This window comes from Kribbella sp. NPDC051587, from assembly GCF_044453945.1.
Lineage (GTDB): Bacteria > Actinomycetota > Actinomycetes > Propionibacteriales > Kribbellaceae > Kribbella.
This window is the reverse complement of the sequence record NZ_JBITDE010000001.1, coordinates 464,467-484,119: the sequence shown is the minus strand read 5'-3', so window position 1 is coordinate 484,119 and position 19,653 is coordinate 464,467. Positions and strand designations below refer to the sequence as shown.

Annotated in this window: 22 protein-coding genes; 10 read left to right on the top strand and 12 right to left on the bottom strand. The window is 67.7% G+C overall.

Features of this window, described 5'->3' with window-relative positions:
* The first annotated feature begins 8 nt into the window (after positions 1 to 8).
* Positions 9 to 647: a hypothetical protein gene (locus ACIA49_RS02245; RefSeq protein ID WP_396375261.1), complete on the top strand. Its 639-nt coding sequence runs from the start codon at positions 9 to 11 to the stop codon at positions 645 to 647.
* Here ACIA49_RS02245 and ACIA49_RS02240 read toward each other — a convergent pair.
* Positions 630 to 1,388: an AIM24 family protein gene (locus ACIA49_RS02240; RefSeq protein WP_396375260.1), complete on the bottom strand. Its 759-nt coding sequence runs from the start codon at positions 1,386 to 1,388 to the stop codon at positions 630 to 632. The genes ACIA49_RS02245 and ACIA49_RS02240 overlap by 18 nt on opposite strands.
* Positions 1,389 to 1,598: 210 nt before the next feature.
* Between ACIA49_RS02240 and ACIA49_RS02235 the strand changes: the two genes are divergently transcribed.
* Positions 1,599 to 2,711: a glycosyltransferase gene (locus tag ACIA49_RS02235; protein ID WP_396375259.1), complete on the top strand. Its 1,113-nt coding sequence runs from the start codon at positions 1,599 to 1,601 to the stop codon at positions 2,709 to 2,711.
* Here the strand turns inward: ACIA49_RS02235 and ACIA49_RS02230 are convergent.
* The 4 genes from ACIA49_RS02230 to ACIA49_RS02215 are packed head-to-tail and all read right to left on the bottom strand — an operon-like array spanning position 2,708 to position 5,995.
* Entirely contained in the window at positions 2,708 to 3,547 is an 840-nt protein-coding gene (locus ACIA49_RS02230; RefSeq protein ID WP_396375258.1) for a Gfo/Idh/MocA family protein, read from the bottom strand. The genes ACIA49_RS02235 and ACIA49_RS02230 overlap by 4 nt on opposite strands.
* Before the next feature lie 3 nt (positions 3,548 to 3,550).
* The gene (locus tag ACIA49_RS02225; protein ID WP_396375257.1) at positions 3,551 to 4,522 is read right to left on the bottom strand and encodes a Gfo/Idh/MocA family protein; all 972 of its coding nucleotides are present in this window, start codon (positions 4,520 to 4,522) and stop codon (positions 3,551 to 3,553) included.
* 15 nt (positions 4,523 to 4,537) lie between these two features.
* On the bottom strand, positions 4,538 to 5,512 hold the full coding sequence (locus tag ACIA49_RS02220) for a Gfo/Idh/MocA family protein (RefSeq protein WP_396375256.1): 975 nt from the start codon (positions 5,510 to 5,512) through the stop codon (positions 4,538 to 4,540).
* Positions 5,513 to 5,569: 57 nt separating this feature from the next.
* Positions 5,570 to 5,995 (bottom strand): hypothetical protein, encoded by a 426-nt coding sequence (locus ACIA49_RS02215; protein WP_396375255.1) that lies wholly within the window; start codon positions 5,993 to 5,995, stop codon positions 5,570 to 5,572.
* A 188-nt stretch (positions 5,996 to 6,183) separates the two neighbouring features.
* Here ACIA49_RS02215 and ACIA49_RS02210 point away from each other — a divergent pair, with 188 nt between their 5' ends.
* Genes ACIA49_RS02210 through ACIA49_RS02200 form a run of 3 tightly spaced genes read left to right on the top strand, consistent with a single transcriptional unit; the run spans position 6,184 to position 9,301 of the window.
* A complete protein-coding gene (locus ACIA49_RS02210) occupies positions 6,184 to 7,506 on the top strand; it encodes a bifunctional o-acetylhomoserine/o-acetylserine sulfhydrylase (RefSeq protein ID WP_396375254.1) in 1,323 nt (440 codons plus the stop codon).
* A 5-nt stretch (positions 7,507 to 7,511) separates the two neighbouring features.
* Positions 7,512 to 8,600 (top strand): homoserine O-acetyltransferase, encoded by a 1,089-nt coding sequence (locus tag ACIA49_RS02205; RefSeq protein ID WP_396375253.1) that lies wholly within the window; start codon positions 7,512 to 7,514, stop codon positions 8,598 to 8,600.
* Positions 8,601 to 8,629: 29 nt separating this feature from the next.
* Positions 8,630 to 9,301 carry a hypothetical protein gene (locus ACIA49_RS02200; RefSeq protein WP_396375252.1) on the top strand — a complete coding sequence of 224 codons (672 nt, stop codon included), beginning with the start codon at positions 8,630 to 8,632 and terminating at the stop codon, positions 9,299 to 9,301.
* Here the strand turns inward: ACIA49_RS02200 and ACIA49_RS02195 are convergent.
* Genes ACIA49_RS02195 through ACIA49_RS02185 form a run of 3 tightly spaced genes read right to left on the bottom strand, consistent with a single transcriptional unit; the run spans position 9,298 to position 11,485 of the window.
* On the bottom strand, positions 9,298 to 10,218 hold the full coding sequence (locus ACIA49_RS02195) for an alpha/beta hydrolase (protein WP_396375251.1): 921 nt from the start codon (positions 10,216 to 10,218) through the stop codon (positions 9,298 to 9,300). The genes ACIA49_RS02200 and ACIA49_RS02195 overlap by 4 nt on opposite strands.
* Positions 10,215 to 10,733 carry a hypothetical protein gene (locus ACIA49_RS02190; protein ID WP_396375250.1) on the bottom strand — a complete coding sequence of 173 codons (519 nt, stop codon included), beginning with the start codon at positions 10,731 to 10,733 and terminating at the stop codon, positions 10,215 to 10,217. Before ACIA49_RS02190 ends, ACIA49_RS02195 begins: the two co-directional genes overlap by 4 nt.
* A gap of 53 nt (positions 10,734 to 10,786) precedes the next feature.
* A complete protein-coding gene (locus ACIA49_RS02185; protein ID WP_396375249.1) occupies positions 10,787 to 11,485 on the bottom strand; it encodes a hypothetical protein in 699 nt (232 codons plus the stop codon).
* A 98-nt stretch (positions 11,486 to 11,583) separates the two neighbouring features.
* Between ACIA49_RS02185 and ACIA49_RS02180 the strand changes: the two genes are divergently transcribed.
* Positions 11,584 to 12,561 (top strand): alpha/beta hydrolase, encoded by a 978-nt coding sequence (locus tag ACIA49_RS02180; protein WP_396375248.1) that lies wholly within the window; start codon positions 11,584 to 11,586, stop codon positions 12,559 to 12,561.
* A gap of 112 nt (positions 12,562 to 12,673) precedes the next feature.
* Here the strand turns inward: ACIA49_RS02180 and ACIA49_RS02175 are convergent, their stop codons facing one another.
* A complete protein-coding gene (locus tag ACIA49_RS02175; RefSeq protein ID WP_396375247.1) occupies positions 12,674 to 13,066 on the bottom strand; it encodes a hypothetical protein in 393 nt (130 codons plus the stop codon).
* Positions 13,067 to 13,091: 25 nt separating this feature from the next.
* Positions 13,092 to 13,859, bottom strand: a complete 768-nt coding sequence (locus ACIA49_RS02170; RefSeq protein WP_396375246.1) for an alpha/beta hydrolase — start codon at positions 13,857 to 13,859, stop codon at positions 13,092 to 13,094.
* A 174-nt stretch (positions 13,860 to 14,033) separates the two neighbouring features.
* On the opposite strand from ACIA49_RS02170, the gene ACIA49_RS02165 reads away from it, so the two are divergent.
* The gene (locus tag ACIA49_RS02165; protein ID WP_396375245.1) at positions 14,034 to 14,801 is read left to right on the top strand and encodes a helix-turn-helix domain-containing protein; all 768 of its coding nucleotides are present in this window, start codon (positions 14,034 to 14,036) and stop codon (positions 14,799 to 14,801) included.
* On the opposite strand, the gene ACIA49_RS02160 is transcribed toward ACIA49_RS02165, so the two are convergent.
* Both ACIA49_RS02160 and ACIA49_RS02155 read right to left on the bottom strand, forming a co-directional pair.
* On the bottom strand, positions 14,788 to 15,432 hold the full coding sequence (locus tag ACIA49_RS02160; RefSeq protein ID WP_396375243.1) for a DUF1345 domain-containing protein: 645 nt from the start codon (positions 15,430 to 15,432) through the stop codon (positions 14,788 to 14,790). The two genes, ACIA49_RS02165 and ACIA49_RS02160, sit on opposite strands and share 14 nt — an antisense overlap.
* A 42-nt stretch (positions 15,433 to 15,474) precedes the next feature.
* The gene (locus ACIA49_RS02155; protein ID WP_396375242.1) at positions 15,475 to 15,897 is read right to left on the bottom strand and encodes a MarR family winged helix-turn-helix transcriptional regulator; all 423 of its coding nucleotides are present in this window, start codon (positions 15,895 to 15,897) and stop codon (positions 15,475 to 15,477) included.
* A gap of 85 nt (positions 15,898 to 15,982) precedes the next feature.
* Between ACIA49_RS02155 and ACIA49_RS02150 the strand changes: the two genes are divergently transcribed.
* The 3 genes from ACIA49_RS02150 to ACIA49_RS02140 are packed head-to-tail and all read left to right on the top strand — an operon-like array spanning position 15,983 to position 19,329.
* Positions 15,983 to 17,881, top strand: a complete 1,899-nt coding sequence (locus ACIA49_RS02150; protein WP_396375241.1) for an ABC transporter ATP-binding protein — start codon at positions 15,983 to 15,985, stop codon at positions 17,879 to 17,881.
* 40 nt (positions 17,882 to 17,921) lie between these two features.
* The gene (aroQ, locus tag ACIA49_RS02145) at positions 17,922 to 18,506 is read left to right on the top strand and encodes a gamma subclass chorismate mutase AroQ (RefSeq protein ID WP_396375240.1); all 585 of its coding nucleotides are present in this window, start codon (positions 17,922 to 17,924) and stop codon (positions 18,504 to 18,506) included.
* Between the two features lie 4 nt (positions 18,507 to 18,510).
* Entirely contained in the window at positions 18,511 to 19,329 is an 819-nt protein-coding gene (locus ACIA49_RS02140; protein ID WP_396375239.1) for a M55 family metallopeptidase, read from the top strand.
* The last annotated feature ends 324 nt before the right edge of the window (positions 19,330 to 19,653 follow it).

Sequence of the window (19,653 nt, the reverse complement as noted above, 5' to 3'; positions counted from 1 at the left end):
TCGGTGTCGTGCGGATTCTCTTTGTCGGGAACAGCTTCACGGCGCGCAACAACCTGCCCGGGTTGTTGAAGGGGCTGGCTGCTCAGCGTGGGGTCGAGGTCGAGTTCAAGCTGATCTCGGCCGGGGGTGCGTCACTGCGCCAGCACCTCAACGCGGGTCAGGCGCTCAGCGCGATCGCGAGCGGCGGGTACGACGTCGTCGTACTGCAGGAGCAGAGCACGTTGCCGGTCAAGAGCGCGGAGCGGTTCCGGGAGAGTGTGCGGGACTTCGATGCCGCGATCACGGCGGCCGGCGCGCGGACGGCGCTCTATCTGACGTGGGCGCGCCGCAACGCGCCGGAATCCCAGGGAGCACTCACGAACGCGTACGGCGGGGCTGCGGTGGAGCTCGGCGCGACGCTGATCCCGGTCGGGATGGTGTGGGAGCGGTTCCTCGCTACCCATGACGAACCGGTGCTGCACGACCAGGACAACAGTCACCCGGCGTTGGCGGGCAGCTATCTGGCCGCGTGTGTGTTCCTGATCGCCTTGCTGGCTGAGGATCCGGTCGGGCTCGACCTACCGGTGAAGGGCCTCGATGCGGACACCGCGGCCCTTCTTCGGCAGGCTGCCTGGGATATCTGCGAAGGACTAACGTCCGCCGAGTAGACCACCGAGAACACCGGCCACGCCGCCGTCCTGGCCGGTCTGCTGACCGCCGCCGGTTCCGCTGATGAAGCCGCCGGGCGGCTCCTCCGACGGCTGGACGACGACGAAGCCCTGGCCGGCGAAGCTCATCGTGAACGCCTCACCCGTGGTGCGGCCGAGGAGGGTGCCGAGGCCGATCTGGTCGGCGCGCTGGTAGCCGGTCTGGAGCCCTGTCGACCAGGCGATCGCGGCCTGCGGGTCGGCGTACGTCGGCTGGTCGACCGTGAGGACCACCGGGGTGCCCTTGCAGGTGATCGCGAGCCGGCCCTGGCCGGAGAACGTGCAGTTGAACAGGCCGGCGTTCGACATCATGCCCATGCCCTGGACGCGCTGGATGTCCCAGCTCAGCGAAGGCTCGAACGCGAGCACGTTGGCGCCGTTGATGCTGAGCCCGTCGTGCGGCCCTTCGAGGTCGATCAGGTAGACGTCGGCGGCGCGGTCGGCGAGGAAGACGTCGCCGTGACCCTTCATCTTCATCAGCGGGATGCCCTCGCCGGTGAGCTTCTGCTTGATGAACTTGCCGATCCCGCCGGAGCCCTGGGCCTCGAACTGGACGTTGCCCTGGTAGGCGACCATCGCGCCCTGGCGCGCGAACACCTCGCCCCGCAGCTCGACCTTCAGCAGCTTCGAGTTCTGCAGCCGCAGACCCGGCTGGGCCGACTCCTGCTCCTGGTTCTCCGCAGCGAACAGTTGACTACGCACTGACCTACCCCCTCATGAGAAACAACCCCGAGCGTAGGTATAGACGCGCCTGATCCCGCCCCGGATCCCTGAAATCTGCCCCGATGTCCGCGAGATGTGCCTCAGCGGAACCCCTCTCCCCTTCCAATCTATAGCGCAGGGGTGGGCTTGCGGCAAGGCCCGGGTGATGCTTCAGGATGGGCGGTCCATCACGAATCGAGGGGCGTGACAATGCGGTTTGTTCTGCTGACGTGGGGATCGCGCGGGGATGTCGAACCGCTGGCCGGTCTGGCACGGAGGTTGCAGGAGTACGGCGCGGAGGCGGTGCTGTGTGCACCGCCGGACGAGGAGTTCGGCGTACTGGCGGCGCGCGCGGGCGTGGAGCTGGTGCCGGTGGGCCCGTCGGTGCGCTCAGTGGTGAACAACCCGAAGCCGCCGACCAGGGAGGACGCACTGCGGCTCGCGCCGGATCTGGTCGCAGCGCGTTTCGAAGTACTACCGAAAGTTGCCAAGGGCGCCGATGGGATCGTCGCCACCGGCCTGATGCCGGCCGGGGCGCGGGACGTCGCGGAGAAGCTCGGCCTCCGCTACGCCTTCGCGTCCTTCCACACCCTCGGGCTCCCGCCCGAGAAGACCAACGAGCTGTACTTGGAGGCACTCAACACTCAGCGAGCCGCGATCGGCCTGCCGCCGGTCGACGATGTGCGCTCGTATGTCCGCACTGACCAGCCGTGGCTGGCCGCCGACCCGACGCTGTGGCCGTCCGACGACCCCAGCGCGCTCCAGATCGGGGCGCTGACCCTGCCCGATGACCGTCCGCTCGCGGCGGATCTGGAGGCCTTCCTGGACGCCGGCGAACCACCTGTGTATGTCGGATTCGGCAGCATGGCCGCGCACGCCCCGGCGAACATCGCCGAGAACACGATCGGAGCGGCCCGCGCGCACGGCCGCCGGATCCTGATGAGTCGCGGCTGGGCCGATCTCGTCGCGATCGACGACCAGAAGGACACCTTCGTGGTCGGCGAGGTCAATCAGCAAGCACTCTTCTCACGAGTCGCCACCGTCATCCACCACGGCGGCGCCGGAACCACGACCACCGCTGCCAAAGCCGGTGCGCCGCAACTCGTCGTACCGCGGATCGTCGACCAGCCTCGGTGGGCCGCACGCATTGCGAAACTGGGCGCGGGCTTCGCGCACCTGGATCGAGACCCAACCCTCGAATCCCTGACCGAGGCGCTCAACACCACCCTGGCGCCGGAGACGCTGTCCCGAGCGCAAGCCCTGGCTCCGACCATCGACACCGACGGCGCCACCCATGCCACGAAGCTGCTGCTGGGCGGCTAGTTCAGGGCTGCGCTGATCTGTTCGAGGACGGTGATGGGCGCCAGCAGGGTCGCGTCGTCGAGCGGGGCGCGACCCGTGGCGAGGAGGTCAAGGAAGACCTTCAAACCCGGTACGACGTAGTCCGCGTCGAGGCGGACATCGTGGCTCACCACGCCTTCGCGGCCGACGATCTCGGCGTGGAAGGGGACGCGACCGGCGTCGGTCGGTTTGACGAGTTGCAGGGTGACCGCGACGCCGTTGCTGCGATAGCGGGCGATGACGGTGTCGCCGACCTGCTCAGTGCTGACCGGTCCCGGCTCGCCGGGGGCGAGGCGCTGGGCGAGGTCGGCGGCGTGGATGCCGTAGAAGAAGATGCCGCTGTACTCGCTGGCAGGGTCGGCCGGCCCGGTGACGGTGATCGCCTGGAGGTCGCCGACGGTTTGGGTGCCTTGGGCAAGGATGTCCGCGTCGGCGACCCAGCGGACAGCCGAGTACGACGTAACCGGGGTGCTCGTGCGGCGAGCGGCCTCGAGGATGGCCCGGGCGTCCGCCGTACTGGCTGCCAGTGGTTTGTCGACCCAGACGGGGACACCGGCTTCGAGGAACGGTACGGCGTGCTCGCGGTGCAGGGCGCCGTCGCGGTTGGTGACGATCAGGGCGTCGACGCTGCCGATGAGTTCGGTGGGGGTCGGGACGAGTTGAGTGATGCCGCCGGTGGCGAGCAGTTTCTGGTTGTGCTCGTCGTCGGCGCCGACCAGGGCGACGATGCGGGCCGTCTCCGAGATCGGGTCCTCGTTGAGGTGGTGGATGATGTGCGTGGCGTGGCTGTTCTCGGTTCCTACCAAGGCGATGCGCATCGCTCAGGCCTCCTGCAGCTCGACGGGACGCCCCTCGCGGGCGGATTCGTAGACGGCAAGCACCGTAGCCAACGACCGCCGACCAGCTTCCAGCGTCACCGCAGGCGGACGGCCCTCCCGTACTGCGTCGACAAAGTCCCGGTACTGCGCCAGATGTGCCTGCTGCGTGGAGCTCTGTTCACCCAAGTCCTCGGTACCGGTGAGGACAGTGAGGCGGTCGTCGTCCATGACGGCGGTGCCTTGGTCGCCGTGGATCGACAACCGCACCGGCCTGCCGGGATAGGCCGCCGTACTGGCCAGGAGGAGGCCGATCGCGCCGCTCTCGAAGGTGACGGTGGCAGCGGCCACGTCCTCGACCTCGATGTTCTCGTGGGCGAGCTGACCGGTCTGGGCGCTGACGCTGACGGGACGGCCGAGCATCCAGACCAGGAGGTCGAGGGCGTGGATGCCTTGATTCATCAGTGCGCCACCACCGTCGATCGCGAGCGTGCCGCGCCAGCCATCGCCGTCGTAGTACGACTGCGGTCGGTAGAAGGCCGACTCGACGATGCCCGAGGTGATCCGTCCGAGGGCGCCGGAGTCGACTGCTTGCTTGATCCGGGCAACGGGTTCCTGGAAACGGCGCTGGCTGATGACCGAGACCGTGCGGCCGGTCTCCCGCTGCGCAGCGATGAGCCGGTCGGCGGCGGCGAGGGTGATGTCGACCGGCTTCTCAACCAGGACGTGCTTTCCGGCGTGCAGTGCCTCGATCGCAGCGTCCGCGTGCAGGGCGCTGGGCAGACAGATGCTGACGGCATCGACCTCGTCGTAGGCGCCGGCCGCGTCCGGGACCGCGCGAGCGCCGTACTGGTCGGCGAGCTGTCGCGCGCGATCGAGGTCGGTGTCGACGACCGCGACGAGTTCGTCGTCCAAGGCGTCGATGAGACGGGCGTGAACGGTACCGATCGCACCGGCACCCACGATGGCGAAGCGCATGGATTCTCGTTTCGGTCAGCTGGTCCAGGGCAGGGGCTGGTTGCCGTTCTCGGCCGACTGCTGGGCGAGGAGGGCAAGACGGGTGACCAGCAGGCTGTGGCTGGTGGTGATGTCGGCTTCGTTGCCCTTGGCAAGTGCTTGCAGCGGGAGTTCGGCCGGGCGGTGGCCGGGCGGCAGCGGTACGTCGTACTGGGCCTTGTCGGTGGTGGTGAGGAGGAGGCGTTTCTGGGCCCATTGGAGTTCGGCGGTGCCGGTGGTTCCGATGAGCTTCATCCGGTAGTCGCCGTGCAAGGGAGAGGCGGCGGGGGTCAGCCAGTCGACGCCGGCGGTGATGAGCACGCCGGGGCCGGTGAGGGTGGCGGTGCCGTAGCGGGGGAAGCCGGGTTCGCTGGCGAGCGCGCCGGTGACCGTGCCCGCGGTGAGGCCGGTGAAGTACAGGGCGGCGTCGATGTCGTGAACGGCGAGATCGTTCAGGAGACCGCCGTACCGGGCGCGGTCGAAGAACCACTCGGGGCGAGTCGGGCGGTTGAGTTTGTGCGGTCCGGTGGAGACGACCCCGTGGATCGTGCCGAGCTCGTGGATGAGCTCGGTCATCGCGATTGTTTCGGGGTAGTAGCGCTTCTCGAGCAGCAGGACGACGTGCCGATTGTTGCGGTTCGCGGCTTCCGTGATCGCGCTCAGGTCGGCGAGCGTCGTACAGAGTGGTTTGTCGGCGAGCACGTGCGCACCCGCGTCGAGTGCGTCGACGGCGGCGCGGCCCCGATCGGCGTAGATCCCCGCGACCATCACGACGTCAGGCTGCGTCTCATCGAGCATCTGCCGGTGGTCGGTGAACACCTTCGCCTGGTACGGCGTCGCGTAGCGCTCGGCGACAGCCCGGTCGGGGTCGGCCACCGCCACGAGCTGGTAGTCGTCGTACCGGTCGACCTCGGCGGTCACGTACCTCGCATGCGGATGGGCGGCACCGGCGATCGCGATCCGGGTTGTCATGGTCCGAATCCCAGCATGCAAACGATTGCCCGTCAACGGTGGCAGGGCTGCCGGGGACTACTTCCAGGGGCCGCAACCACCGGAGTAACCGCAGGCCCGGAACTGAACGCTGCTGGCGTCGGTCCAGATGCCGCGGAAGTCAGCAGTCTCCGCAGTCGGGTAGCTGTTGATGGTCTCCACGGTGCTGTTGACGCGCACCTGGATGTAACCGGCGGCGCCGGTGAGCGTTCCACGGTAGTAGCCATCCACCACGCCCGGCTGGCCCGACATCCCCGGGGACGATGCGGCCGAACAGATCGACGCACGAGTGTTGTTCGGCGACTGGTAGAGATTGCAGATCTCGGGCGGGGTCACGCCGACTTCCCCCTTGTAGAGCTGGCGCAGTTGCGGCGCGACGGTGGGGGCCGCGGTCGCCGCCGCACCACCGAGTGTCAGCAGCAATCCGGTCCCGACAGCGGCGACCAGTCCTCCTCGTACGGACATCGAACTCCTCTTCGTTCGTCGACCCAGCACGGCACAGCTTGAGCTGGACCATCATCAGTACGGGCCTGACTCACAAGCAACAAACTTGCACCAACCTGCAACGGTGTCCACGCTTCGAGATTGAGTTCAGTAAGTCGATCCAATTAGTACCTTTTGATCACGTGCTGTGACTCCGAGAAGAGGGAACAATGACTGACACCGCGCCCAGCTGGTCGTTCGAGACCCGGCAGATCCATGCCGGGCAGACGTCGGACCTGACCACCAAGGCCCGTGCGCTGCCGATCTACCAGACGACGTCGTACACGTTCGACAGCACCGATCATGCGGCGAGTCTGTTCGGGCTGAAGGAGTTCGGGAACATCTACACCCGGATCCAGAACCCGACCCAGGACGCGGTCGAGCAGCGGATCGCGAGTCTCGAGGGTGGGACGGCGGCACTGCTGGTGGCTTCCGGTCAGGCGGCGGAAACCATCGCACTGCTGAACATCGCCGAGGCCGGCGACCACGTGGTGAGCAGCCCGAGCCTGTACGGCGGCACGTACAACCTGTTCCACTACACGTTCCCGAAGCTCGGGATCGAGGTGTCGTTCGTCGAGGACGCAGGCGACCTCGAGTCCTGGAAGGCCGCGATCAAGCCGAACACCAAGGTCTTCTTCGCCGAGACGATCGCGAACCCGAAGAGCGAGATCCTCGACATCGAGGGCGTCGCGAACGTCGCGCACGAGTACGGCGTCCCGCTGGTCGTCGACAACACGGTGGCGACGCCGTACCTGATCCGTCCGATCGAGCACGGCGCGGACGTCGTCGTCCACTCGGCCACCAAGTACCTGGGAGGCCACGGTACGGCGATCGCCGGGGTGATCGTCGACTCCGGCAAGTTCGACTACGCGGCGAACCCGGAGCGGTTCCCGGGCTTCAACAACCCGGACCCGAGCTACCACGGTCTCACCTACGGCCGCGACCTCGGGGTCGGCTCGGATCTCGGCAACCTCGCCTTCATCCTCAAGGCCCGTGTGCAGTGGCTGCGTGACATCGGCCCGGCCGTGTCGCCCTTCAACGCGTTCCTGATCGCGCAGGGCCTGGAGACGCTGTCGCTGCGGATCGAGCGGCACGTCGACAACGCGCTGCAGGTCGCGAAGTGGTTGGAGGCGCGCGACGAGGTCGACAGCGTCGCCTACGCGAGCCTGGAGTCGTCGCCGTGGCATGAACTCGCACAGAAGTATGCGCCGCGTGGTGCGGGTGCCGTCGTCGCGTTCGAGATCAAGGGTGGGGTGGACGCAGGCAAGCGGTTCGTCGACGCGCTGCAGCTGCACAGCCATGTGGCCAACATCGGTGACGTGCGTTCCCTGGTGATCCACCCGGCCTCGACCACGCACAGCCAGCTGTCCGCCGAGGATCAGCTCGCCTCCGGTGTCACGCCCGGCCTGGTCCGGCTGGCCGTCGGTATCGAGCACATCGAGGACATCCTGGCCGACCTCGAGGTCGGGTTCGCCGCCGCGAAGTCGGTCTGATCCTGATGAGTGCCACCGGGCGGCGCTTCGTTGCCGTCGGCGACCTTCTGCTCGAGAGCGGTACGACGTTGCCCGGGGCACGGATCGCGTACCAGACCTGGGGGAATCCCCAAGGAGACAACGCGATCCTGATCTGTCACGCACTGACCGGAGACGCGCACGTCGTCGGTCCGGCCGGACCCGATCAGCCGACCCCCGGATGGTGGGACGGTCTGATCGGATCCGGCCGGTACCTCGACCCCGCCGACTGGTACGTCGTTGCCGCGAACGTGCTCGGTGGTTGCCAGGGAACCACCGGCCCATCAAGTGAGGCGCCGGACGGCCGTCCGTGGGGGAGCCGGTTCCCCGCGATCACGATCCGGGACCAGGTGAACGCCGAGGCCGCCCTGGCCGAGGCCCTCGGAATCGATCGGTGGACGGCCGTGATCGGAGGCTCGATGGGCGGCATGCGTGCCATCGAGTGGCCGTTGATGTACCCGGACCGCGTCGGTACGGCGATCGTCCTGGCCTCCACCGGCTACGCCTCGGCCGACCAGATCGCCTGGTGTGCGCCGCAGCTCGCCGCGATCACGTCGGACCCCGACTGGCAGGGCGGTGACTACTACGGAACCGGTCGCTCCCCGGCCGCCGGCCTCGGCATCGCGCGGCGGATCGCACACATCACCTACCGCTCGGAGTACGAGCTCGCCACCCGCTTCGGCCGCTCCGCGCAGTCTGGCGAGGACCCGGCCACCGGCGGCCGGTACGCCGTCGAGTCCTACCTCGACCACCACGCGACCAAGCTCGCCCGCCGCTTCGACCCCGGCTCGTACGTCGTCCTGACTCGCGCCATGAACAGCCACGACATCACCCGCGGTCGCGGCGGCCTCGCCGCCACGCTGGCCCGGCTGCGCTCCCGCCTGGTCGTGGCGGCGGTCGACTCCGACCGCCTCTATCCACCGTCGCTGTCCGCCGAGCTGGTCAGCGCCTACCCGGCGGCCGACGGCGTGCACACGATCAACTCGCCGTACGGGCATGACGGCTTCCTGATCGAACTCGACCAGGTCGGCGCCCTGATCGCCCGCACTCTGACCACAGCCGACGCGACTGCTTGACATCTGCCGATTGTGGGCACTGATAAGGCATGCAGAGGTACGTCGGGACGCGGTACTACCGGGTTTGGCGCGTAGCTGTCGGGGCGCTGGCCGGTATCGGTGTGTTGACGGCGCTGGTGTTCGTGACGCCAGGGCCCAATCTGGCGGCGTTCTTGCTCGCCGCCTTCATGGCCGGCGCGATCTACGTCGGTCTCGGGTTGTCGGTGGAGCGCACGCCGGCTGACGTCTTCCGGGCCGCCCCCCGCTGGGCAGCCCTCGGCGGTGCGGCCGGGCTGGCAGTTCTCGGGTACGGCGCTGCCGTGGGACTCGAGGTGCTGCTCCTGCTCGTGGTCATCGCCGCGACGTCGCCACCGGTCGTTGCGTGGATCGGTTGGCTTCGCGAGGCACCGGCCGCTTCGTCGACGCCCCCGCATCCCGTCGTGGCCGTGCCGGTCGCCGACACGGAGGCGCTGGACGTGCCTGAGCTGGACAACGCCGTACCGCTGAGTGAGATGACGGCAGCCGAACTGTGTTTGGCCTGGCGGCGCAGCTTCGGGGAGCTCCGCCGGACCGATCACTGGTCGGCGACGATCGACGTACGGCGGGCCTACCTCGACGAACTCGAGCGGCGGTACCCCGACGAGTTCGCCGTCTGGCTAGCCTCCGGGCCGCGCGCAGCCAGCGACCCGGCCCGCTACTTCAACCACGGCGCCGACCACTAGAACACCTCCCGGAGGTGCGCGCCGATCAACTCGACCGCATGGCGGCCTGCGGACAGGACGGCGGGGAAGTTGAGGAACGCGTGCATGGTGTCGGCGTACTCGACCAGCCGCGCGTCCAACCGCTCGGCGTACTGGCGAGCATCGTCACGCAGCGGGTCCCGGCCGGCGGCGAGGATGAGCGCAGGCGGAAGGCCCTCGAGGTCTTCAGCCCTGAGCGGTACGGCGGTCGCCGGGAGCTCGCCGGTCGGGTAGTACTGCGTGGACGACCAGCGGCCGGGCGCGATGCTGAGGAACGTGCCGTCGAACAGCCGGTACGACGCGGTGTCCTGATCGAGATCGAGACACGGGTAGCAGAGGATCTGGTGATCGGGGAGCGGGGTTCCGTTGTCCCGAGCAACCAGACAGGCCCCGGCCGCCAACGCTGCGCCCGCACTCTGTCCGCCGATCGCGATCCGCCCGTCGCCGTTCAGCTCGGGCCGGTGGTCCCGGATCCATTCCAGCGTCTCGTAGGCATCGTCAAGCCCAGCTGGGTAAGGGTTCTCGGGTGCCAGTCGATAGTTGAGTGAGACAACGACAACGTTGCCCTCGGCAGCGATCCCGGAGGTCGCGTACTCGATGTCGCGCAGGTGGCCGCCGATGAACCCGCCGCCGTGCAGCCAAAGGACGACCGGCGTCCGACCCGCAGTCTGAATCGGGCGGTAGACCCGAGCCTCGAGCGTGCGCCCCGGCAGCTCGATCTGTAGGTCACACGGTCGGGTGCGTGAGTCCGCCGTACCGGCGAGGTCTGGATCGGGTAGTTCCCTTCGATCCAGGAGCAGGCTTTCGTAGGGGTCGAGCTCTGGTCCGGCCGGCTGGTTGGCGAAGAGCTTCAGCAAGGCGTCGGTCTCGGCCGCGAACACCGGCGAGTCGATGATCATGGCTTCAGGTGCCTTGCCGCGTGGCCGAACACCTCGTACCCCGGCGGGGTCGACACATACTCGGCGAGCGCCCCGATTCCACCGTCGTACCCGCCGCCGGTCATCGGATCGGCCCACGCGATCTCGTCGTACTGCTCGATCTCCGCCAGCAGCGCCTCGCCGACGCTGTGGAAACGATGGAGCAGGAGGTCCGAGGGAATGTGTCGCCCGGCCTCGACGCCTCCGACGTTCAGCGCACTGCCGGCCTCAGGGGTCTCCCAGCGGGGATCGAGGCTCCAATGCATCCGCCCGTTCCGCGCATCACGCAGTACAGCCAGGGTGATCTCGTCCCACATCAACACATGGCCGACCAAGTCGTGCAACGACTCACAGAAGTGCCCGAGCGGTCCCGCACTCAGCCGGTACGGCGCTTGCAGCTCCTCGGCGCTCAAGCCATCGATCGCCGTCAGTAGTAATGCCTGGTCGTCCCGCAACAGCTGTGCCGCCTCAGCAGGCGATGTCTTCGCAATCCGCATGCTCTGACCAAACCATCCGGCATGCCGCGCGCCCCGACGATTGAGCGAAGTGCTCAATCGGTCAGACCGAGATCGCTCAGGACCTCCGGGACGGACCGGTCAGGCGGAGCGCTGGTCGTCAGGCCGCGGATGCATGCGGTCATCACCATGCCGAAGTAGTCGCCACTGCTGATGCGGGGGAGCTCCGCGTGGACGGCCGCCAGCACCTCGTCGGAGGCGAGGAGGGCGTAGACCTTCTCGAGCTCGCGTTGATACGGGCCATTCTCGTAGGGGCGATGGCGTTCCTCGGCGGCGACCAGGTTGATCGCGAGGGAGGCGACGGTGCCCGACAACATGACCGCGGAGGCAGCGCCGTACCCGCGTCGTCCGAGCGCTTCGATCGCCTCGCGCTGCAACCGCACCCCGGACGCGCCACGCGGGAACAAGCCCTGCATGTACGCCGCGAGCCCGGGCCGGTCGATGACGAACGACCGGAGCTGTTGAGCGAACGACAGCAGATGGGTGTTGAGGTCGTCGGCCGGATCGTCGACGAGGCGGAGCTCGGCGAGAACTGCCTCGCCGACCAGCGACTCCAGGCCGAGCTTGCCGTCGACATGGCGGTAGAGCGCGGTCGGCGTAACGCCGAGGGCGCTGGCGACGCCGTTCACGGTGAGGTTCGCGAGGCCGAGGCGCAGCCCTTCGCGCTCGATGTCCGCGAGCCCGATCTGCGCCTGCCGGCCGCCGGTCTTGCGCCGGGGCGAAGTGCCTGTCACAACCCTCCTCTGAGTCCGCTGACCCCTAAGTTATGTTACTAACTTAGATATGCGCTGTGACTGACAGTGCATATCCCTACTCTCCCCAGGAGATCATGGTGAGCGAGCACCGCCCCACCCGGAGAACTGTCCTGAAGGCTGCCGGCGGCCTGACCGTCGCGGCCGGCCTCGGCGCTGGAACCATTCTGGCCACCTCCGCCGCGGCCAGCGCCGCCGACGACGGTTTCGGGCTTCATATCGTCGACAGCAACCAGGCCGATCCGCGGATGTGGTACTACCGCTTCCAGACCGCCGAGATCGGCTGGCAGCCCGCGGTCAACGTGCTGCTGCCCGATGGCTATCACGAAAGCGGTGGCCGGCGGTATCCGGTTCTCTACCTGCTGCACGGAGGTCTGCAGGACTTCATCACCTTCGACCGTGAAGGTGTCCGGGACTGGACCGCGGGCAAGCCGATCATCGTCGTGATGCCGGACGGCGGGAAGGCGGGCTGGTACTCCAACCCGGTCACCACCAACGTCGGCCCGCGCAACTACGAGAGCTTCCACCTCAACCAGCTGATCCCGTGGGTGGACGCGAATTTCCGCACGTACGCCGAATTCGCCGGCCGGGCGGTGTCCGGCTTCTCGATGGGCGGCTTCGGTGCCCTGAAGTACACGGCCAAGTACTTCGGCCACTTCGCCTCAGTCAGCTCGCACTCCGGGCCGGCCAGCATCCGCCGCGACGGCGGGCTGGTGGCGAACTGGGCCAACGCGTCGTCGGCCGCTGTCGAACTCAACGGCGGGACGATCTACGGCGTGCCCTGGGACGAGGCTCGGGTCACCGCGGACAACGCGATGCAGAACATCGAGCGCTACCGCGGCAAGCGCATCTTCCTGCTGGCCGGTACGTCGCCCAGCGCCGACCCTGGTGACTACATCAACGAAACGCAGGTCCTGGCCGGCCATCGCGAGTTCCGGGCCGCCCTCGATCAGGCCGGCATCCCCTACACCCACTACGAAGACGGCGGCGGTCACTTCATCCGCCACGACCGCATGATCGAGGACATCGACGGCATCATTAACCACCTCCGCAGCTGAGAGCGGACCGCCCCCACTCACCAACCTCCGTCGTACCGCGCGCGCACGCTCAGACGGGGTCGTCCAAAGGCGGTTTTGGAAGGTTGGTGAGTGGCTGGTGTCCGGACTCCCATCAGGCGAGGGACTCGGTGATCTTGCGGGTCATCTCGGTGAGGACGGGGGACGGGACGGACTGGTGGAGCTTGGCCGCTTCGAGGGCGATGGTGATGGTCGTGCGGAAGTTCTCGGCCTCGGCGGGGGAGTGGGTTTCGAGCAGCGTGACGGCGTCCTTCAGGGCGGGCAGGACCTGGTCGGCCATCTCGGCGACGTTCTTGCCCTTCAGCGGGATGGTGCCGCGCTTCTCGTTGAGGACGTGACCGACGACGCCGGTGGCGGACGTCAGCGCCATGGTGCCGTTGGTGGCGATCTTGTGCGGCTTGTCGCCGGCGGCGGCGAGCAGGCTGACGGCGCCGTAGGCGGCGACGCGCAGGGTGGTCTTGTCCTGGTCGGTGAGGTTGATGGTCATGATGTTTCTCCTTGTGTATAAGTGATTAGCGGGTGACGGAAGCGGTGGCGCGGACGGCGTCGGCGACGGCGTCGAAGTTCTTGCGCAGGATGTGTGAATGGTTGCTGGGGACCTTCGCGGCGATCTGCACGTTCGGGTTGGCCGCGAGGATCGGGTCCAGCGAGGCGCGGGCCGCCTCCATCTCCTCCTCGGCGCCGCCGAGGTTGGAGCCGGTCGCCAGCACGTAGCGCAGCGGGCAGGTGATGCGTTCGAGGACCGGACCCATCGCCGCACCGATCGCGTTGACCTCGATGTTGACGTCGATGTGGTCGTCGACGCTCATCCGCGCCGCCAGACCGAACGGACGAACCAGCGGCAGCAACAACCGCATCTTGCTGAACAGCTGGCGGATCCGCTCCGCCCCTTCCTCGCCGGTCAGTCCGTACGGCATCGCGCCGTCGACCGCGACCACTCCGGCGACGCGATCGGGGTGCAGTTCGGCGTAGTGCGCGGCGAGCGTGGCGCCGTACGACCAACCGACCAGGATCGGCTGCTCGGCCCCGGTGGCCTCCAGTACGGCGTCGATGTCGCGCAGGCAGGCGGCGAACGAGTAGTCCGACGACTGCTTCGACTTGCCGCGAGCGCGCTCGTCGTAGGTGATGTGCCGGAAGTCGTTGCCGAGGGCAGCGATCACCGGCCTCCAGTGCTTCCAGTTGGCGTAGGCGCCGTTCAGGTACACGACCGGGCGGCCGGTACCACCGGAGTCCGAGACCGACAGTGCGGTGTCGTCGACCGGGATCATCGTGGTGGTCATGGTGGGGCTCCTTGCGTTCGGTTCGTTTGGCAATCTCTGAACAAGAAGAACCGTACGTTGCGTTTAGAGGTCCGTCAACACGCAATTTCGGCTTTCCTGAGCGTGGATCCATCGTCCTTTGCAATGAAGCTGAGACTGAATGCAATGCGAGGCTTTGCAATGAGTTGGCGATGAATGCATACTGGGCAGCGTCGTACGACGCGCGACCAGACCAGGAGGCCGGACCGGATGCCCGGAGGCAGACTCACCACCGACGACCGTCAGCAGATCGCCACCTGGCTGGGCGAGGGCCTCGGCTATGCCGAGATCGGCCGCCGCCTGGAGCGGCCCGCGTCGACCGTGATGCGCGAGGTCACCCGCAACGGCGGCCCCGACGGCTATCAAGCGGCTCGCGCCGACCAGGACACCCGGGAACGCGCCCGCCGGCAGAAGCAGGCCGAGCCGCCGGCACCGGCGATGTTCGACGACAGTCACGGGCGCGACCCGGTCGCCGTACAGGAGCTTGCGGATTCCTTCACCGAGCTTCTGGTGCAGCAAGGTCTGCCGCGGATGGAGGCCAGAGTCCTTACCTGCTTGAACATCACGGACTCCGGCAGCCTCACCGCCGCCGACCTCGTCCAGCGGCTCCGCGTCAGCCCGGCGTCCATCTCGCACGCGATCGCGTTCCTCGAACAGCAAGGGATGTTGCGCCGCGAACGCGACCCCGGCGAGCGTCGCGAACGCTACGTCATCGACGACGAGATCTGGCTCCGCAACCTGATCGCAGCCGTGCAGATGAACGAAGCGCTCGCCGCCTCGTCCCGCCGCGCCGCCGAGGTTCTCGGCGCCGACACTCCGGCCGGCGCCCGCTTCGAAACCTCCGCCGAGCTGGTCATGCTCGTCAGCTCGAAACTCCAAGAGGCCATGGAGGAATGGCGAGCCCGCCTCGCTACTTCCCGGTGAACGCCCCGATCGCGATCCCCAGCACGGCAGCGTTGTAGAAGAACGACAACACCGAGTGCCAGATCACCGCATGCCGCACCCGCCGGTTGGTGATCTCCACATCCGAGGTCGCGAACGTCGCCCCGATCGTGAACGCGAAGTACGCGAAGTCGAGAAAGTTCGGCGTCCGCGTCCCCGGAATCCTGATGCCTTCCCCGGTGGCGAAGTAGATGTTCGCGTAGTGCATCGCGTAACCCGTGTGCAGGATCAGCCAAGCCAGTACGACGGTCACGGCCGCCAGTACGCGGACGGTCCAGAGATGCCAGGAGGTGCCGTCGTCGGCCGCGTCTACCAACACGATCAGCTTGCCGCTCGACAGTCCGGCCGCACTGGCAACGATCAGCGCTCCGAACCTCAGTCGCATCATCCGTGCCGAGGGCAACCAGGCCGGCGGCTCCTCGGTGTCGGCCGCCGCGCGACCACACCGCATGATCCACAGTTGCCTGCTCAGGAAGGCGAGCGCCAGGATGTCCCAGCCGAGCAAGGCGGGGACGATTGCGGCCTCAGGGATCCTGTCGACCCACACCACCGGCACCAACACGACACCGGCTACCGCGAGCAGTGCCCGCGTGATCCCGTCCAATCTCAGCACGTTCGGATGCTAGCGATCGCCGTACCGGGCGTCGGGGAACTGTCAGTCGTCGGCGAGGCGGTTGAGGAGGGTGAGGAGTGTGGACTGCTCGGCGGGGGTGAGGCGGTCGAGGAGGGTGACCATGGCGTCGCGGCGGTTGCGGCGGACGGCGGTCAGGAGGTCGGTGCCGGCGGGGGTCAGGGCGACCAGGGTGGCTCGGCGGTCGTGAGGGTCGGGGTGGCGGGCGAGCAGGCCGCCGGCCTCGAGGTCGTCGACGACCGAGGTGGCCGAGCGGGGGACGATGCCTAGCTGGGTGGCGAGTTCGCTCAGGCGGAGGGGGCGGCCGGCCTGGTCGAGGGTGCGCAGGACGCGGAAGCGGCCGTGGGTGAGGCCCTCGACGTCGGCCTTGGCGGCGCGGCGCTGGCGGCGCACGATGCCGTCCAGGCGCGCGGCGATCTGTTCCGCGGTGTCGTCGGAGGCGTTCACGGGCTGAGCCTATCGGTGGGGGTCTTGTGAGGTTCCCTCATAGTGAGGTAACCTCAGTATATCTGAACTCAACCGAAGGGCTTCAATGTCACAGATCTCTGGGATCCCGGGCTCGGGAGGCGGCGGCGGGCGAGCGATGCGCTCGTTGCTGAAGGACTCCTCCGTCCGGCACCACAAACTGTCCGCGGGCACACTGCGCCGCATCGCCGGGTTCGCTGTTCCCTACCGCGGCTATCTGGCCGCCTTCCTCGTTCTCGTCGCGATCGACGCGAGTACCGGCGCGGCGACCCCGCTGCTGTACCGCGCGATCATCGACCGCGGCATCGTTCCCAAGAACACCGCGCTGGTCATCTGGCTCGCGCTCGTCGTCGCCTTGCTCGCGATCGTCAGCAGTGCGGTCACGCTGGCTCAGCGCTGGTTCTCCGCGCGGATCGGCGAGGGGCTCGTCTACGATCTGCGCACCTCCGTGTTCGATCACGTGCAGCAGATGCCGGTCGCCTTCTTCAGCCGCACCCAGACTAGTGCGCTCATTCAACGCTTGAACGGCGACGTGCTCGGCGCCCAGCAGGCGTTCACCTCGACGCTGTCGAACGTCGTCAGCAACGTCCTGAGTGTCACCTTGGTGCTGGCCGCGATGTTCGTGATGTCGTGGAAGATCACCCTGCTCGCGCTGGTACTGCTGCCGTTGTTCATCCTCCCCGCCCGGCTGATGGCCGGTCGGTTGCGCGAGGCAACGGCCGAGACGTACCGGCTGAACGCGACCATGGCGCAGACGATGACCGAACGGTTCAACGTGGCAGGCGCCGTACTGGCCAAGGTCTTCGGCCGCACGCAGGATTCGTCGAAGGAGTTTGCCGAGCGGGCCGCGCGAGTGCGCGACATCGGCGTCACGACTTCCATGTACGCCGGGATCTTCCGCGTCTCGCTCACTTTGGTGGCGGCGCTCGCGGTTGCTCTCGTGTACGGCGTCGGTGGTGTCTTCGCGGTCCAGGGTGCGCTCGGGATCGGGACGGTCGTTGCCTTGACCGCCTATCTGACGCGCCTCTACGGTCCGCTGACGGCGCTTTCCAACGTCCAGGTCGATGTGATGACCACGCTGGTCAGCTTCGAGCGGGTCCTCGAGGTGCTCGACCTTCCGCCGATGGTTGCCGATTGCAAGGATGCGAAGGAGCTGCCGGCCGATGTCGAACCGTCGCTCGAGTTCGACCAGGTGAGGTTCCACTACCCGTCGGCTGCCGAGGTCTCACTCGCCTCGCTCGAGTCGGTGGCGACGCTGTCGGCCGAGACGGGTGAAGAGGTGCTCAAGGGCATCAGCTTCTCGGTCCGTCCCGGCGAAATGATCGCGGTCGTCGGCCCGTCCGGTGCCGGTAAGACCACACTCGCTTCGCTCGTCTCCCGCATGTACGACGTCACCGGTGGCGCGATCCTGGTCGGCGGTCATGACGTCCGCGAGGTCACGCAACGCTCGCTGCGCGATGTGATCGGCGTGGTCACGCAGGACTCGCACATGTACCACGACACGATCCGGTCGAACCTCCTGCTCGCCCGCCCCGATGCAACCGAAGCTGACCTGCGGGCGGCGCTCGAAGCGGCTCAGATCGCTACCCTGGTTGACAGTCTGCCCGATGGGCTCGACACAGTCGTCGGTGATCGCGGATATCGGTTGTCCGGTGGTGAACGGCAGCGGCTGGCCATTGCCCGCCTGCTCCTCAAGTCGCCCTCGATCGTCATCCTCGACGAGGCCACGGCTCACCTCGACTCCGAATCCGAGGCCGCCGTACAGGCTGCTCTGGCCAACGCCCTGGTCGGCCGAACCTCTCTCGTCATCGCGCACCGCCTCTCCACGATCCGCAAGGCCGACCAGATCCTCGTCCTCGACGACGGCCAGATCCGCGAACACGGCACGCACGACGAGCTCCTCGCCGCCCACGGCCTGTACGCCGAACTCCACGCCACCCAGTTCGCGACCCAAGCGGCGGCGTAAAGTCGCGGAGGTCAACTGGATCTCGACAGTGGAGGCACGGATGCGGCTGGTCGGACGAGTGCTCTTGGTGGCGGCGGTTCTCGGGGGCAGTCAGGTGGTGACGCCGGCTTTCGCCCAACCCGCTCCGACGCAGGTCACGACCGTGCAGTCGCGGGTCGGGTTCGAGCGGCTGACCGATCTCGTCGTACGGCGGATTGTCGTGGGTGACGATGTCGCCGCGTCCAAGTATTTCAGTGGCAAGCCGGTGGACGACCCGGTGCGGGAGCAGCAGATCCTGGTGTCGGTCCGTGCGTCGGCGGTTCAGTTGGGGATCGACCCTGATGAGACGGCGAGCTTCTTCCAGGCGCAGATCGACGCGAGCAAGGTCGTGCAGCGCGGGCTGTTGGCGCACTGGGCCCAGCACCCGGAGTCCGCGCCGACCACCGGCCCCGATCTCGATGCCGTCCGCAAGCAACTGGACCAGCTGACGGTCGATCTGCTGGCCGAGCTCGTCCGGGTCGACAAGCTCCGGCACTCGGGGCCGCGCTGCGACATCTCGTTGCTGCTCGCAACGATCCCGACCGCCGTATACCTCGACCGCCTGCACCGCCAGGCCCTCGGTGTCGCGACCGATACGGTCTGCTGACCCGATGAAGATCTTCCTGTCGACCGACATGGAGGGCACGGCCGGGGTGGTCGACTGGTCGCAGTGCCGGGCACCGAGCGCGGAGTACGAGTACTACCGCAGTCAACTGCAGGCCGAGGTGAACGCCGCGATCGACGGCGCGCTCGAGGTCGGCGCGACCGAGTTCCTGGTCAACGACTCACACTCGACGATGCAGAACCTCCGCCCGGACGAACTGCACGGCCGGGCGAGCTACCTGTCCGGCAAGCACAAACCGCTCTACATGATGGAAGGTCTCGACGCCTCGTTCGACGCGATCTTCTTCATCTCGTACCACGGCTCGGCCGGCGCGACGTCGTCCGTCCTCCACCACACCTACAACCCGCGCGCGATCGCCGAGGTCCGCCTGAACGACGTGATCGCCGGTGAGGCCGCCGTGAACACGCTCGTCGCCCAGGCGTACGACGTACCGATCGTCCTCATCACCGGCGACCAGACCACGATCGACGAGGCCCGCCCCTTCATCCCGGCCGCCGAAGGCGTCGTCATCAAGCAGTCCATCTCCCACAACGCGGCCCTCTCCATCCACCCGGACCGAGCCCGCGAACTCATCCACGAAGCCGCCCGCCGAGCCCTCCAGGGTGACATCCAACCACCCACCATCCCGACCGCACCCGAACTAACGGTCCGCTTCCACACCCGCGCCCACGCCGACCTCGCCGAAGCCCTCCGCAACGTCGACCGCCAATCCGAAACCGTCGTCCGCATGCACGCCGATGACCCCCTGGCCCTCTTCCGTACCTTCATCGCCGCCGTCTACCTCAGTCGAGCCATCACCGACTAACGCCGTACCGAAGAACGGGTACTCCCAGCCCCAGCCCCCACCGCCCCGCCGCCCGCCAACCCAAATCCCCAACCACTACCCGCCCGCCGGTACGCCGCAACCACACCCGCCCCCCGGCGACCCATACCCCAGCCCGTGACACCTTGAGCACCCCTCAACCACGCGACGCCCGCCGAAGTGGTTGAACCGTGCTTAAGGTCGGATGGCCCCGTCCGCCGGTGCGCCGCCACTCCCTCGCCGCATTTGGTGGGTAGGCCAGGCGGATGGTGGGTTGGCCTATTGCATTGCGGTTGGCCCACCCGCAAGGGGATGGGTGAACCCACC

Excerpts from the sequence above, each read along its gene's own strand:
- aroQ (WP_396375240.1), top strand. The coding sequence starts at position 17,922 with ATGCGGCTGGTCGGACGAGTGCTCTTGGTGGCGGCGGTTCTCGGGGGC.
- ACIA49_RS02165 (WP_396375245.1), top strand. The coding sequence starts at position 14,034 with ATGCATACTGGGCAGCGTCGTACGACGCGCGACCAGACCAGGAGGCCG.
- ACIA49_RS02140 (WP_396375239.1), top strand. The coding sequence starts at position 18,511 with ATGAAGATCTTCCTGTCGACCGACATGGAGGGCACGGCCGGGGTGGTC.
- ACIA49_RS02170 (WP_396375246.1), bottom strand. The coding sequence starts at position 13,859 with ATGACCACCACGATGATCCCGGTCGACGACACCGCACTGTCGGTCTCG.
- ACIA49_RS02215 (WP_396375255.1), bottom strand. The coding sequence starts at position 5,995 with ATGTCCGTACGAGGAGGACTGGTCGCCGCTGTCGGGACCGGATTGCTG.
- ACIA49_RS02205 (WP_396375253.1), top strand. The coding sequence starts at position 7,512 with ATGAGTGCCACCGGGCGGCGCTTCGTTGCCGTCGGCGACCTTCTGCTC.
- ACIA49_RS02220 (WP_396375256.1), bottom strand. The coding sequence starts at position 5,512 with ATGACAACCCGGATCGCGATCGCCGGTGCCGCCCATCCGCATGCGAGG.
- ACIA49_RS02230 (WP_396375258.1), bottom strand. The coding sequence starts at position 3,547 with ATGCGCATCGCCTTGGTAGGAACCGAGAACAGCCACGCCACGCACATC.
- ACIA49_RS02235 (WP_396375259.1), top strand. The coding sequence starts at position 1,599 with ATGCGGTTTGTTCTGCTGACGTGGGGATCGCGCGGGGATGTCGAACCG.
- ACIA49_RS02190 (WP_396375250.1), bottom strand. The coding sequence starts at position 10,733 with ATGCGGATTGCGAAGACATCGCCTGCTGAGGCGGCACAGCTGTTGCGG.
- ACIA49_RS02200 (WP_396375252.1), top strand. The coding sequence starts at position 8,630 with ATGCAGAGGTACGTCGGGACGCGGTACTACCGGGTTTGGCGCGTAGCT.
- ACIA49_RS02210 (WP_396375254.1), top strand. The coding sequence starts at position 6,184 with ATGACTGACACCGCGCCCAGCTGGTCGTTCGAGACCCGGCAGATCCAT.
- ACIA49_RS02175 (WP_396375247.1), bottom strand. The coding sequence starts at position 13,066 with ATGACCATCAACCTCACCGACCAGGACAAGACCACCCTGCGCGTCGCC.
- ACIA49_RS02195 (WP_396375251.1), bottom strand. The coding sequence starts at position 10,218 with ATGATCATCGACTCGCCGGTGTTCGCGGCCGAGACCGACGCCTTGCTG.
- ACIA49_RS02225 (WP_396375257.1), bottom strand. The coding sequence starts at position 4,522 with ATGCGCTTCGCCATCGTGGGTGCCGGTGCGATCGGTACCGTTCACGCC.
- ACIA49_RS02150 (WP_396375241.1), top strand. The coding sequence starts at position 15,983 with ATGTCACAGATCTCTGGGATCCCGGGCTCGGGAGGCGGCGGCGGGCGA.